Below are 14048 nucleotides of genomic sequence, written 5' to 3'. Positions count from 1 at the left end.
ACCTCTACAATTTTTTCTTCGTCGATTACATTGTACTAAAGTGAGCTATATATGGCTCTTATTTTATTACACAATTATATGGACATATTCGATAAGAGGTACGTTAAAAGCAATTCTAAGTAAAATTGCTGATAAGAGGTACGTTAAAAGCAATTCTAAGTAAAATTGCTGATAAGGGGTACGTTAAAAGCAGTTCTAGGCAAAATTGCTGATAAGAAGTACAGTAAAACTAGACTTGATTACAAAATGGAGGCTGAGAATTAATTTGTCTCAGCCTCTATAATTTATATATTAATCTTCTTTAAAGATATTTTTCCAGCTTTCTCTTTCAGCTAAAAATTCAGTTGCTAATTGTTGAGCGCCTTCTAATGAATGGCTTGCTGCCCAACCACATTGTACTTCATTACATGCTGGTACTTCTGTTGCCTTTTCAACATCTTTTAAAGTCGCTTCTAGGATAGATAATACATCATCATAATCATCATGGTTAATAAATGAAGCATAAAAACCTGTTTGGCAACCCATTGGACTTACATCAACCACTTTATCAGTATGGTTTCTAATATTTTCAGCCATTAAATGTTCTAATGAGTGCAATGCAGGCATTTCCATATGTTCTTTGTTTGGTTGTTTGAAACGAATATCATATTTATGAATAACGTCACCTTTTTGTCCTTCTTTAATTCCAGCAAGTCTAACAAAAGGTGCATCTACTTTTGTATGATCTAAATTAAAACTTTCGACATTCATTTTTGTCATGAAGATTCCTCCTTTGATTTCGGCATAATTATATCAAGTAAATTTTGAAAAAACAATCAATTCAGATTTCTTTTACTTTCTTTATATGTTACTTTATAAGATAATATAATAAATTATTCTGAAATTAGGTGATGAAATGAAGAGGTTAGAAGTAGTCCCTTACGACAGTATATGGCAACATCTTTTTCTTGAAGAGAAAAAGTACTTACAGTCGTTATTGAAAGAACATAGTATAAGCATAGAACATATTGGATCAACTGCTATTCCTGGATTATCTGCAAAGCCGATTATAGATATATTAATCGTAGTGAAAGATAGCAACACAATCGATTCTTTTACACATGAATTATCAGCTTTAGGATATGAGTCTAAAGGTGAACGTGGAGTCATAGGCAATAGATACTTTAAAAAATATGATGATTTCGGAGCAGTTTCGCACCATTTACATATATATGATGAAGGAAGTCCGCATATTTTAAGACTATTATCCTTTAGAGATTACTTAAGAACTTTTAATGGAGAAAGAGAAAGGTATAGCCGATTAAAACATGATTTAGTTATCGATTATCCTGCAGATAGTGAACAATACTATAAAGGTAAAGATAGTATGATTAAAGAGTTCGAGAAAAAAGCGGAGAAGTGGTATGTAAAAGCAAATGATATTGCTACAAATCATTGACATATCCGAGTGATAAAGTTAGAATTAAAGTCAAATTTCATACGAATTATCAAGAGTGACTGAGGGATGGGCCCGATGAAGTCCAGCAACCTCCCATTATGGAAAGGTGCCAATTCCTACAGTTTTTACTGGAAGATAAATGATCGATTGGCGCACTCCTTATAAAGTAGTGCGCCTTTATATTGGAAAGGTGAATGGTTAATGAGTAATTTATCACAAAATATTATAAACTATATAGAACAGAATAAGCACTTATATTTATCAATGAGTCATCAAATTCATGAGCGTCCTGAATTAGGAAATGAAGAAATATTTGCGTCTAGATTATTAAGTGATCAATTGAAAAGTCATCACTTTACAATAGAGAAGAATATTGCGAATCATCCAACTGGTTTCATTGCTACATACGATTCTAAGAAGGAAGGACCGACGATTGCTTATTTAGCTGAGTATGACGCATTACCTGGGCTTGGACATGCATGTGGACATAACATTATTGGGACTTCTAGTGTGTTAGCAGGTATCAGCTTGTCAAAAGTGGTAGATCAAGTTGGCGGAAAAGTCGTAGTATTAGGTTGTCCTGCAGAAGAAGGTGGCATTAATGGAAGTGCTAAAGCAAGTTATGTAAAAGCGGGAATTATAGACAATATAGATGTTGCTTTAATGGTACATCCAGGCCATGAAACTTACGTGACGGTTCCTTCTTTAGCTGTTGATGTATTTGATGTTAAGTTCTACGGTAAAAGCGCGCACGCATCAGAAAATGCTTATGAAGCTGTAAATGCGCTTGATGCTATGCTGTCATTTTTTAATGGAGTAAGTATGTTAAGACAGCAAATTAAGAAAACTGACAAAGTGCATGGTGTCATTTTAAATGGTGGAGAAGCGGCGAATATTATTCCAGACTTTACACATGCACGTTTCTATACACGCGCAACATCTCGTAAACATTTAGATGAACTTACAGATAAAGTGCGTAAAATAGCTGAAGGTGCAGCTATACAAACGGGTGGAACATACGAACTACGACCAATACAAAATGGTGTGAATGAATTTGTTATAAACAATCCGCTAGATGAATTGTTTAGAAGACATGCCGAAGAAATTGGTGAAGAAGTTATTGATGACGATTTTGGTTTTGGTTCAACAGATACGGGGAATGTAAGTCATATCGTACCGACTATACATCCCCATATAAAGATTGGACCATCTAATTTAGTCGGTCATACAAAAGAATTTTGCCAAGCAGCTGCAAGTACTAAAGGTGATAAAGCATTGATAAGTGGTGCGAAAATATTAGCCTCAATGGGTTTAGAACTTATAGAGAACGTATCCCTTAGAAATGAAATTATCGAGCATCATCAAACATTAAGGGAGAACTTATTATGAAAAATGAGTACAGGAAACCACTAACATTAACACTTCAAGATTTATACGAAGACTATATAGTATACAATTCAAGACCATCATATGAGGATAATCCTTGGTTAAAAGCTGAAGAAGATCAATCTAATTTTTTAACAGCAAGAGAAATGATTATTAGCAAGATGCCTATGATTGTACATGAAGCTTGTTTAACCAACAATGTTCAAGATTTACTAAAATTAGTTAATGTTGAAATTCCGAAAAATTTATATACATTCAATGATAGAGAAAGTTACGAACATTTAATTAACCAAATAACTCATGATAATAAGAAAATCTTCTTCCAATACATACATGGTGAACAGTTATGTAAAGGTGAAGATTATGCAGTGTATAAACCAAGATTTATCGATTTAAATAACAAAGCTAAAATAGCGCAATGGACAAGTGGAAAATATTTACCAAAGCGTGAAATAGTAGAGCGTAATGAATTTGACGAAAAAATAAAACATTGGAAACTGCCACTTGTGATTAAGCCAGGAGATGAGTTGCCTACTGCTGGTGGATACGGTGTGATGATATGTTACAATGAAGATGATTTAAATAAGGCGATAGCACGTATTAAAGAAGCTAGTGATACGAAAAGCATTATCATTGAGCAATTTATTGAAGAAGTTGATAATTATTGTGTGCAATATGTATATAGTGAGAAAACGGGTATACAATATATTGGCGCTGTGAAACAACTTACAGATGAATATGGATTTTACAATGGTAATACTAATTCTACCGAAGTACCTCAAAAGGTAATTGATGCAGGGTATGAAATAATGAAAAATGGTGTAGAATATGGGTATAAAGGTGTATCAGGTTTTGATTTATTAATCGATAAAGATGGGCAAGTATTTGCGATTGATTTAAACTTTAGACAAAATGGATCGACAAGTATGCTATTACTTAAAGACCGAATGAATGACGCTTATCAAAAGTTTTTGAGTTATCACTCAAAAGGCGATAACACGCATTTCATACAAACTATCAAAAAATACATTGTAGCTGGATACTTATATCCACTTTCTTACTATGATGGAGACTATTTTGGTAAAGATGCAGTGAAATCGAGATTTGCAGGAATATGGCATGCAGAAACTGAATCTAAAGCTTTAGAACAAGAACAATCATTTCTTGAAGAATTGAGTAGCACCAACAAATAAAAAATTTTCTTCATTTAATGTAATTTTTATTGACTTATACCTTTTAACTATACTATATTTTATTGGGATTAAATATAATGAAAAGGGTGGTATGACAATGGCTATCCAGGATATGTCTATGTTCAAACAAATATTAGCTAAGGAAAAATTTTACGTTGTTTTAATCGACCGCAAAATTCTAAGAGATGAAGCAACAGATATTCGTTTAATCTGGTCGAAAAAAGAATTTGCTGAATCATATTTAGAAGAGAATAATATTACTCTATATGATAAAATAATGGACTTAGATTTAGATAGATTTGTAACATATGAAATGGATGACATTCTAGATGAAGGGGACAAGTTCATCATAGATAAGTATGAAAATAACAAGGGAATAGAATTAGAAGCAATATCATTTATTGAAGAAATTATGAGTGAACTAGATGATATCCGAATTGAAGAATTTGCAGAAGATATTTGTAATGAGACTTATGTATACGGGTTAACAGTTAAAGGACAAAAACAATTTATCATCGTTTCAGAAGAAGAAGACGCTAGTTTACCAAATATGATGACAGTTTGGAGCACACGTAAACTTGCTGAAAAAGTACGTCGTGATGATTTTGAAGAATACGATGTTATAGAAGTAGAAACAGGTGTCTTTGAAGAATGGTTAGAAGACTTAAAACAAGAAGATATTGCTTTAGGTATTAACTTAAAATCAGGTATGATCGGTACAATTACAGATCCAAAAGCAGTATTAAAAGCAATGCCTTGTTAGAAAAATAAACAAGTAAATAGTAATTTATAAAGACTTTTGCTAAATAGCAAAAGTCTTTTTTTATGTCTTGAATAAGTTGTGAAAATTTAAAATAAATATATTTAAACGTCGTTGTAAAAGCGTTTACATTAATATAAAATATATCTAACATTTCGAAATGTAAAATAATGGAACAGGAAGTGGTGGAGTTGAAAAAGGGGATTTTTATAGTAGTATGCTTGCTATTATTATCGAGTCAAAAATTTGCAGATGGAGCTGGAAATACTGGAGACACATATTGGCATAACGAGTTTAGAATGTGGAGTCCATATGATCATACGCCAGCTAGGAAAAAATTGAACAAGTCTGCATACTATAATAGAAATTATGGCAGAGTCACAGAGCGTTCTAGAAGAGTAACTGGAATGTATATTTGGGCGTCTTTATATGATGGTCGTGATGTATCAAATGGTCATAGATATTGGGTTACTCGAGGTCAAATAACAAAACTATATAATTTAGCAGTTGAGAGATATGGACCAGGTGTTGCTGTTAGAATTGACGCTAAATCATATTCAAACGGTTTTCTAGACGGTGTATGGAGTCCAGATAGTAGATAATTAACTCCTTTTTAAAAACACGAGAAGTAGGTGGTAACAATTTTAAATTATATGAAACTACGTATAATGAGGTTGCAATTATATATAGTTTTTAGCATTTTAATAATTATTGCAGTATTACATTTATTTGACGCTTATCAAACTTATGGTATTAATAAGTTGTTAGAAAATACACCATATACTCAATCTTTATTATTTGATGGGTATAGTGGCTTTCAAACCGTATTTCTATTAATGATGCCTCTAGCTGTATCTATTGGTGTGAGTGATATTTTTATACAAGATCGTAAACAGCATTTATTACATCATGCCTATATGTATCATGAGAATAAGTCCGTAGATTTACAAGTGATTTTATACTCAAGTATTGTTGCTTTACTACTAGTAATAATTCCACTATTAATAAATTTTGTTGGTGAATTTTTAATACTACCTGATATTTTGCCAGAAAGAATTACTAATAACCCAATTGGTATATTTAGCTGGAACACTTTAAGTGTTCATTTATATTATACAATGCCGTTACTATATATATTGTTGTATATTTCATTGACGGGTATTTGGGGTGCTATTATGAATGTGTTTGCGATAACACTTTCTCTATATACGAATAAAAGAATTTTAGCTATGATTGGTCCATTTATCTTTCAAATTTTATTAATTATATTATCAAATTTGACTTATGAACCTTTTATCGTACCACCAATATATTTCTTAATGGGAAGAACAGAATTTATGTATTTTGAAGTTTTGCCGATTCTATTAACTTTGGGACTATTCATCGGCCTTTCAATATATTTCTATGTAAGAGGTATGTACAAAAATGAACTTAATTAAATACAGATTAATTTCCTTAATAAATACAAAATTTCTACTGTGGAATATTGTGTTCTTTGTTTTAATGATTTTATATCAGAAGGGAAGTGTTGGTTACTTTTCTTCTGATGACTTTCAATTCACAAATTTATTATTAAGCAAATTTACGCTTACTTATGTTGTGTTACCTATTTTAACAACTATGACGATTGTATTTTATCGTGATGAGTTTGTTCATAAAGTATTTATTGAATTTAGAAAGTGTTTAAAGATAGAGGTCCTATTATATGCAGTTGTCATCTCATTACTTGTTAGTATTGAAATGTTGATTGCTAGTATGATAGCGCTGAATTTTCAAGTTCGATTCAATATGATATTTCTTGTAACAGTTTGTATGTTGATAGCAGGTAATTTTACGATATCATTAATAGCTCTTACTCTGTATATAAGTTTTTTGAATCGTGCTATTTCATTAGTGTTTGTAAATTTAATGGTATTTATAGATTTTGTATTAATGCAAGGTGGAAAGTGGAACTATTTGATTATTGATTCAAAGAGATTATTTTCACTTTCTTGGTCATGGACTATGTACCAATTGCTCCTCATAATATTTCTATATTTAGTTGTAGAGTGGATTATTAATAAAAAGGAAATAAGGACATGAATATTTTAAAATTTACAGGTGGCATCATTCAAAGTTTATGGAAAATATTCATAATTATAAATGGAATTTTTCTTTTGGTATTAATGTTATTTAGACCATATATAAGAGTTAGTTTATGGGAGTTTATCTTTCGAGGTAATAATGATAATGAATTGAGTATGCATTTATATAGAATACCTGGTTTATATATATTGATTATGTTACTTGGCATGATGTTCATTTATCGATTTATACATGTTATTTATCAATATTATATTGTAGAGTGGCAAATGCTATTAAATGTTACTGGAAAATGGATGATTCTTCTAATAATACCGTTTATTTTAAGTGTAGTTTATATTACAAGTTTATGGTTGATCATTTCTCTTATTGATGGCGAATTTAGGATTAACGCTATACATTTATCGTATTTAATAGTGAGTATTTATTTCTTAATGATTGTATTTATTTGGACTTACATAGCTTATAAATTTTATATAAGCTTTATGATATCGTTATTGTGGGTAATTGCCACAACAAGGTTTGATTTGGATATTAATATATTAAATGAATCTTTGCTTTCAAGAATACAGGGTGTATCTTACACGAATTTATTGTATTGTGCGCTATCTATTGTTGTGGTGAATATGTTGTTGTTTATTGAATTAGGACGTGATCATCACATGAAATTTCAAAGAGGTGATGATGAAGAATGATTAAATTAGTAAATGTTTCAAAAGAACACCAAGGCAATCAATTGTTGAATAATATAAATTTAGAAATTGAATGTGGAAAAGTCTATGGATTTAAAGGGCGTAATGGGTCTGGAAAGACGATGCTTTTAAGAGCAATTTTAGGATTAATTAAAGTTGATGGGCAAGTCATTATTAATAATGAACCGCTTAAATTTGGAGCAAAATATCCACTTGAAGTTGGCGTGTTTATTGAGAAACCTAGCATCATACCTGAATTTACAGCTTTAAAAAATCTTAAATTAGTAGCTGCATTAAAAGGCATAACAGATATCAATGTAATGATTAAATATTTAGTAGAACTTGGACTTGATTATAAAGATAAAAGGAAAGTAAGGAAATATTCATTAGGTATGAAACAGAAAGTGGGTATCGCTCAAACGTTAATGGGAGACCCAGAGTTAATTGTTTTAGATGAACCTACCAATGCGTTGGATAGAAAGAGTATTGAGAAACTTGTTGAAATCCTTGAAATATTAAAACAGCAAGGATGTACAATATTGATAGCTTCACATCAATTTGAAGACATAGAAAGAGTTGTTGATGAGGTGGTTCATATAGAAGCAGGTGCTTTAGAATGAAGAATAAAGTAATCCTATTATTTGTTATTATCGTATTTGTAGTTCTCGTTACACTTGGGTGCATCCAGTATCATAAAGTAAACGCAGAATTTCAAGATTATGAACTTAAGGAAGAGAAAATTAAACTCAATCAATCGCATGATATATCTGTCGGAACGATGCAATTTAGTAATTTAAGTTATAAAATTAAGGAAAAAGAAATAATGGTAAGTGCAGATATCAAAATAGTTAAAAAGAAAGACTATCCAGATCAATATTATAATAATATTGATGCAAACTTATTTTTACGTGTTAATAATGAAATATTGCAACAATCCGATGAATTTAAATTGAAAAAAGGCAAAAGAATTATGCCGGATCGATCTTATTTTGATAAGCATAATGTTTATGAGGGACGCGTAACATTTAGGTATATGCCATTAGATCCTGATGGCGACAATGATTTAGAACTTTCTTACCTTGATCGCAATGTCCATAAATTAAAAAAATTATATTTACCTATAAAAGTTGACGGTGGTAAAATAGTTTGATACATTATTAGTGACTACTAAAGTAGTTACTACATCCCAACGTAGTAAAATTATTTATCCCATAAAATAACCCTTAAGAGAAAAAGGCTTTTCTCTTAAGGGTTATTTCGTCTTCTATATCTTCTTCAAATTTACTTATATATTTATTTACTAATACGTCATGCCAAATATAGTCTTTCATCATTTTTATCTGGGTGCGGTCCCGACTTATATATGCACGCATATCTGTTTCATCGGTTTGCCCATATATCATATATTCATTATCTACAATTACGACGAATGGTTTTAGTGTTAATGAACTTTTTACGTAATTTGTATATCGATGATTGATTAAATCGTACTTTGGTTGATCGACTTGGAAGGTAATGCCTTGTACATGTATATTTTCATTGATATTTTTAGTTATGATTTCATATATGTCTGGCCATATTGAAACGGTCATTTGTTTTTCAGCTTTTTGGATAGCATATTCAACATTGTCAAATATCGTTGATTTATTCGTAAGTACTTCTATTTGGATTTGTGCATTTTCTGTTACTGTATTTAATTTATTGATTTCTGTTTCAAGCTGAATGAGCTCTTCGTTTTGCTTTCTTTCAAATAATTGAATTGTTTGTTCGGGCGATAATGCATAGTAATATTTTTTTTGATCTTTTAAGTTAAAGTATGCTAATCCTTGTTCTTCGAGTTTATTAAGCGCTTCATAAATTTTTGATCTTGGAACATTGGATATTTCGCTTAATTTATAAGCTGTTATTCCAGGGTTTTGTACTAATGAAATGTATGCTTTAGATCCATATTCACTTAATCCAAAACGCTTTAATATCGTTATCATTTGATTCATCATAATCACCTTCTAGTTTGATGTTACACTAACTCCGAATAACGGAAGTATATCATATGCCTGAAATTCAGAAACGGTTGCGCCTTTTAAATCAGTTGGCTGTATAATAAGCTGTTCTATTTCATTCGTAGATAAATCAACGTTGTTTAATGATGTTTCTACAACTTCTAGCGAATCAAGGGAACATCGCACGATTTCTATTGATTTTTGCTTACAAAATGAAATATACGTTTCTGCCATTTGATTATCATTGAATAATACATGGTCCAAGTTACAGTTTAAAAATTGACTCATTTTCAATTGGCAGTTTGAAAATTGTACATGCTTCAGTTTAAGGTCTGAAAAGGTGGCACCAATCATACGGCAGTCTAAAAATTGAACTCTATTTATAGACGCATCATTAAAGACACAATTTGATAAATCGCATCCTTTAAATACAATATCTAGTGCATGAATTTTTGTGAAATCAACTGATTCAAATGTGCATTGATTGAAATAAATTGTATCTATTTGACTTGTTTCGTCATCAAAATGAATTGTTGTTTTATTAAAGTATAAATCGTAAGAAGATTGTAATAATGTATATTCTTGATCTTCTGTAAACTCAAATTCTTTCTGTAACTTTGGTTCGATCATTTTCATGAGTGATCCTCCTTATTATTTAGCAATATATAGAACCTAATGCTCCAGAGAATTCTCCGTTTTCAATGAAGTAAGGATTTAAACCACGTAAAATTGTATAATCTACGACTATATTTCGAAGTAAGTCATTGTTTACAAATGATGACCCGATATAGACAACATTTTCAGTTTTAAATTGTTTTGCAGCATGAATCGAGACTGTTGTAACAGTTTCACCCACAATTCCCATAACGGCAGCTAATCGATCTGCATTTGGGAAATCATCATGGATGTTTTGTAATACATGGCCGAAGTTGGCTGCTGTTAAATCTCCAGAAATAGGTGTTTTGTCGCCTTTATAGATATGTTTAACTTTCAAATCTATTTTATCTCTATCTCCGTTTATTGCAGTTTGGACTAATTCTTCATAATCACTGATTTGGGTAAGTAAATAGCCTAAACCTTGTATCATGCCTCCACCAGCTCCTGTACCGCCAGCACGCTCTTGATTTTGTGCTGTTGCGTAATGGATAGAAGTTCCTGTTCCTACGTTTGAAAATATATATGTATCTAAATGAATATCATGTTCTTTTAATAAAATTTGGATACCTGTATAAGTAGCTTCAAATTCAATGCTACGCTTTACATTATGCTTAATTATCGAATCTAAATATTGAGCCTTTCCTCCAGTGATAGAAATATCAGCCTTATCAATATGATTTAACCATTCGGCTACTTGGTCTATTTGAGTTGTTAACCATTTTTTAAATGTTCTTTTATTGTTCGTTTCAGTGACAACTTTAATAAGTGTACCTCCCGCATCAATTCCAATCTTCACAAAAACACCTCTTCAAATTAAGAAATAAATTATTGCTATTATACTATAAATTAATGTAATTGATAAATTAACGAAACAAAAAATAATTAGTAGAAAATGTATCGTTACATGATAAGATGGAAACAAAAGATAATGGGGTGTTCTTTATTGATTAGCATATACGAAATAAAACCAAAATTTCAAAAATTACTAATGCCAATAGTAAAATGGATGAGGAACATCGGTATGACACCAAATCAAGTTACAATCTTGGCGTTGTTATTATCAATTGTTACTGGAGCTGTATTAAGTGTGTTTCATGATAATAAATGGATTTATATCTTAATGCCAATCGTTATGTTTGTAAGGATGGCATTAAATGCAATTGATGGTGTTATGGCAAAAAAATATAATATGAAATCTAAGTTAGGGTTATTATTGAATGAACTAGGGGATGTAATAAGTGATGTTTGTTTATTTATTCCATTCTTATTTATAGCTCATGATTTTGGTGTAGGGATTATTTTATTTATTGCTTTATCTATTATAAGTGAAATGGCTGGTGTAACCGTTCAAGTAATAGGTAGTTCAAGAAGGTATGATGGACCGATGGGGAAAAGTGATAGAGCATTTTTAGTCGGTTTAATTAGCTTCTTAATATTTGTTCAATTGAATGTTATACCGTATTTACATTTTGTATTTTATATTTGTTCAATACTTATGATTGTAAATATTTACAATAGAATAAATAAGGGGTTAGAGGAGGCAAAATAATGAATTTAGGGAAGATATCAAACGAAATGATTGTCGTTATGATTGGCGTATTTATTGTATTAGTCTTATCTAGTTTGATTTGTGCTTATTTAACGAAACGTTATCCCGATAAAGATTTTACTGAAATTAAATTGCGTATTAAATCGTGGTGGGGCATGTGCATCATTTTTACGATAGCACTAGTCATTCATTCTACAGTTTCTTTGATATTTCTAGCTTTATTGTGTTTCCTAGCTTTGAAAGAATATTTTTCACTTATTCCAACAAATCGTAGTCATAGAGCTGTCTTGTTCTGGGCATATTTATCCATACCAATTCAGTTTACATTTATTTATTTCGGTTTTTACGGCATGTTCATTATTTTTATACCAGTATATATGTTCTTATTTATCCCTATACAAGCCATATTTATCGGTGAGACAAAAGGTTTTCTACAATCGATGGGATCCGTTCAGTGGGGATTAATGCTTATGGTATTTAGCCTAAGTCATCTAGCTTATTTAATTGTCTTACCAGGTGAAAAAAGTACTGTTCCTGGCGCGAGTCTTGTACTATTTCTAGTGATATTAACGCAAGCTAATGATGTGTTCCAATTTTTATTTGGTAAAGCATTTGGTAAACACAAAATTGTACCTAAAGTGAGTCCTAATAAAACTTGGGAAGGTTTTGTTGGCGGCATTTTAGCAACTACCATTTTATCATTATGTATTGCACCATTTTTAACACCATTTACGCTTTTAGGAATGATTATAGCGGGAATTTACATTAGTATTATGGGATTTATTGGAGACGTGAATATATCAGCATTGAAAAGAGATTTAAATATTAAAGATACTTCACAAGCTATTCCAGGTCATGGTGGTATTTTAGATAGAGTTGATTCCCTGACTTACACAGCGCCATTATTCTTCCACTTTGTAAGGTTCTTTTACTTTTAAGGAGTGAACTAATATGTTAAGACTCATTATATTTACAATGATAATTAAACCAATCATCCTAATCGTTTTAGGCTTAAATATACGCAGAAGAGAATGGTTACCTAAAGAAGGACCAATAGTGATTATCGCTAATCATAATTCACATTTAGATACACTTGTATTGCTGTCGTTATTCCAAGGAAAAGGATTTAAAAAAGCTCGACCTGTTGCAGCGGGTGATTATTTTTTTAAGAATAAACTTTTAAAATGGTTTTCAATTAATATTATGCAGATTATTCCAATAGAAAGAAAAATGACTCGGGATATAAAAGGGCTATTTGAACCAATTGTTACAGCATTGGATGAAGGAAGTATTATTATTTTATATCCTGAAGGTAGTAGAGGAGAACCAGAAAAACTTTCAAAGTATAAGTCTGGTATTTATTACTTAATGAGAGAAAGACCTGATATACCCATTCAGCCATTATTTTTACATGGTTTAGGAAAATCATTACCTAAAGGATCAAAATTATTTGTACCATTCTTCGTAGATATTTTTGTGGGTCAGTCATTTCTTTTTAATAAAAATAGAAAAGAATTTATGGATGAACTGAATAGCCGTATGAATGATTTGAGAAATGAAGGTGATTTTAAAGAATGGTAATCATCTTTGCATGGGCATTTTTAGAAGCGATTATATTTTTTATCATACCAGATGTTGCATTAACATATTATGCAATGAAACAAAAAAGTAAATTCAAAATATTACTAGCAAACATAATTGCGATTACTGGAGCAGTAATAGGTGGTGTAATCGTCTATATCATTTCTATTCAACATTTAACGTTTTTGGAATCAGTAATGCTTAAAATACCAGGAATTCACGAGTATATGTTCGAACATGTTATGACTTCTTTAGAAGACAAAGGCGTTCTAGGATTGATAGAAGCACCCTTATTTGGTGTTCCTTACAAACTTTATGCAATGTTAAGTTATCAACAAGGGATTTCGTTTTTTACTTTCGTGGTCATTAGTTTCTTTGCGAGATTATTGAGATTTATTTTAACGAGTTACATTGCTTATTTTTTAAGTCATATTATTTTTAAAAATTTAAATCAATATTTAAAAGTTTCAATGTGGTTAATCGTGTGGATCATTGTATATATTATTTATTTTTCAATTCATTCATTTTAAAAAATAAAAAGCACTTCCCACCACGGGAAGTGCTCAGCCTCTCTATTTATCATGTTGACCTCGTCTTGCAATATTCAGCCCGTCTATTTATCATGTTAGCCTCGTCTTGCAATATTCAGGCTCTCTATTTATCATGTTAGCCTCGTCTTGCAATATTCAGCCTCTCTATTTATCATGTTG

18 protein-coding genes and 1 riboswitch are annotated in these 14048 nt (G+C 30.9%); of the genes, 14 read left to right on the top strand and 4 right to left on the bottom strand.

From position 1 onward, the window contains the following. Positions 1–291 precede the first annotated feature (291 nt). Positions 292–759, bottom strand: a complete 468-nt coding sequence (locus LQ609_RS10500) for an S-ribosylhomocysteine lyase (protein ID WP_078358052.1) — start codon at positions 757–759, stop codon at positions 292–294. A gap of 136 nt (positions 760–895) precedes the next feature. On the opposite strand from LQ609_RS10500, the gene LQ609_RS10495 reads away from it, so the two are divergent. The 10 genes from LQ609_RS10495 (at position 896) to LQ609_RS10450 (ending at position 8701) form a co-directional block, all read left to right on the top strand. After that, positions 896–1438, top strand: a complete 543-nt coding sequence (locus tag LQ609_RS10495) for a GrpB family protein (protein ID WP_078358051.1) — start codon at positions 896–898, stop codon at positions 1436–1438. 43 nt (positions 1439–1481) lie between these two features. Then, a riboswitch (SAM riboswitch) is annotated at positions 1482–1580 on the top strand. 59 nt (positions 1581–1639) lie between these two features. Next, entirely contained in the window at positions 1640–2827 is a 1188-nt protein-coding gene (locus tag LQ609_RS10490) for a M20 family metallopeptidase (RefSeq protein ID WP_078358050.1), read from the top strand. After that, complete coding sequence (gene ldmS, locus LQ609_RS10485) at positions 2824–4017, top strand: L-aspartate--L-methionine ligase LdmS (protein WP_208143637.1); 1194 nt, start codon at positions 2824–2826, stop codon at positions 4015–4017. Before LQ609_RS10490 ends, ldmS begins: the two co-directional genes overlap by 4 nt. Before the next feature lie 97 nt (positions 4018–4114). After that, positions 4115–4780 (top strand): DUF2750 domain-containing protein, encoded by a 666-nt coding sequence (locus LQ609_RS10480; RefSeq protein ID WP_208143638.1) that lies wholly within the window; start codon positions 4115–4117, stop codon positions 4778–4780. 167 nt (positions 4781–4947) lie between these two features. Then, positions 4948–5379 (top strand): hypothetical protein, encoded by a 432-nt coding sequence (locus LQ609_RS10475; protein ID WP_239734713.1) that lies wholly within the window; start codon positions 4948–4950, stop codon positions 5377–5379. A 51-nt stretch (positions 5380–5430) separates the two neighbouring features. Then, the gene (locus tag LQ609_RS10470; RefSeq protein ID WP_239734712.1) at positions 5431–6216 is read left to right on the top strand and encodes a hypothetical protein; all 786 of its coding nucleotides are present in this window, start codon (positions 5431–5433) and stop codon (positions 6214–6216) included. 64 nt (positions 6217–6280) lie between these two features. Beyond that, positions 6281–6859 carry a hypothetical protein gene (locus tag LQ609_RS10465; protein WP_239734711.1) on the top strand — a complete coding sequence of 193 codons (579 nt, stop codon included), beginning with the start codon at positions 6281–6283 and terminating at the stop codon, positions 6857–6859. Then, entirely contained in the window at positions 6856–7554 is a 699-nt protein-coding gene (locus LQ609_RS10460) for a hypothetical protein (RefSeq protein WP_239734710.1), read from the top strand. Before LQ609_RS10465 ends, LQ609_RS10460 begins: the two co-directional genes overlap by 4 nt. Continuing rightward, positions 7551–8171, top strand: coding sequence for an ATP-binding cassette domain-containing protein (locus LQ609_RS10455; RefSeq protein WP_239734709.1), 621 nt, complete (start codon positions 7551–7553; stop codon positions 8169–8171). The genes LQ609_RS10460 and LQ609_RS10455 overlap by 4 nt, the downstream gene beginning before the upstream one ends. Beyond that, on the top strand, positions 8168–8701 hold the full coding sequence (locus LQ609_RS10450) for a hypothetical protein (RefSeq protein ID WP_239734708.1): 534 nt from the start codon (positions 8168–8170) through the stop codon (positions 8699–8701). The genes LQ609_RS10455 and LQ609_RS10450 overlap by 4 nt, the downstream gene beginning before the upstream one ends. 73 nt (positions 8702–8774) lie before the next feature. Here the strand turns inward: LQ609_RS10450 and LQ609_RS10445 are convergent, their stop codons facing one another. Genes LQ609_RS10445 through coaW form a run of 3 tightly spaced genes read right to left on the bottom strand, consistent with a single transcriptional unit; the run spans position 8775 to position 11004 of the window. Beyond that, complete coding sequence (locus tag LQ609_RS10445) at positions 8775–9548, bottom strand: TrmB family transcriptional regulator (RefSeq protein WP_239734707.1); 774 nt, start codon at positions 9546–9548, stop codon at positions 8775–8777. A 9-nt stretch (positions 9549–9557) separates the two neighbouring features. Beyond that, the gene (locus tag LQ609_RS10440) at positions 9558–10187 is read right to left on the bottom strand and encodes a pentapeptide repeat-containing protein (RefSeq protein WP_239734706.1); all 630 of its coding nucleotides are present in this window, start codon (positions 10185–10187) and stop codon (positions 9558–9560) included. A 19-nt stretch (positions 10188–10206) separates the two neighbouring features. After that, a complete protein-coding gene (coaW, locus tag LQ609_RS10435; RefSeq protein ID WP_208143642.1) occupies positions 10207–11004 on the bottom strand; it encodes a type II pantothenate kinase in 798 nt (265 codons plus the stop codon). A 192-nt stretch (positions 11005–11196) separates the two neighbouring features. Here coaW and LQ609_RS10430 point away from each other — a divergent pair, with 192 nt between their 5' ends. The 4 genes from LQ609_RS10430 to LQ609_RS10415 are packed head-to-tail and all read left to right on the top strand — an operon-like array spanning position 11197 to position 13868. After that, complete coding sequence (locus LQ609_RS10430; protein WP_239734705.1) at positions 11197–11757, top strand: CDP-alcohol phosphatidyltransferase family protein; 561 nt, start codon at positions 11197–11199, stop codon at positions 11755–11757. Further along, positions 11757–12695, top strand: coding sequence for a phosphatidate cytidylyltransferase (locus LQ609_RS10425; RefSeq protein WP_078358039.1), 939 nt, complete (start codon positions 11757–11759; stop codon positions 12693–12695). The genes LQ609_RS10430 and LQ609_RS10425 overlap by 1 nt, the downstream gene beginning before the upstream one ends. Before the next feature lie 13 nt (positions 12696–12708). Then, a complete protein-coding gene (locus LQ609_RS10420; RefSeq protein ID WP_078358038.1) occupies positions 12709–13338 on the top strand; it encodes a lysophospholipid acyltransferase family protein in 630 nt (209 codons plus the stop codon). Further along, the gene (locus LQ609_RS10415; protein ID WP_208143643.1) at positions 13332–13868 is read left to right on the top strand and encodes a YqaA family protein; all 537 of its coding nucleotides are present in this window, start codon (positions 13332–13334) and stop codon (positions 13866–13868) included. Before LQ609_RS10420 ends, LQ609_RS10415 begins: the two co-directional genes overlap by 7 nt. The last annotated feature ends 180 nt before the right edge of the window (positions 13869–14048 follow it).

This window comes from Mammaliicoccus sp. G-M28 (assembly GCF_022386595.1).
Lineage (GTDB): Bacteria > Bacillota > Bacilli > Staphylococcales > Staphylococcaceae > Mammaliicoccus > Mammaliicoccus fleurettii.
Note: the sequence above shows the minus strand (reverse complement) of the source record. Positions and strands in the feature narration are given on the sequence as shown.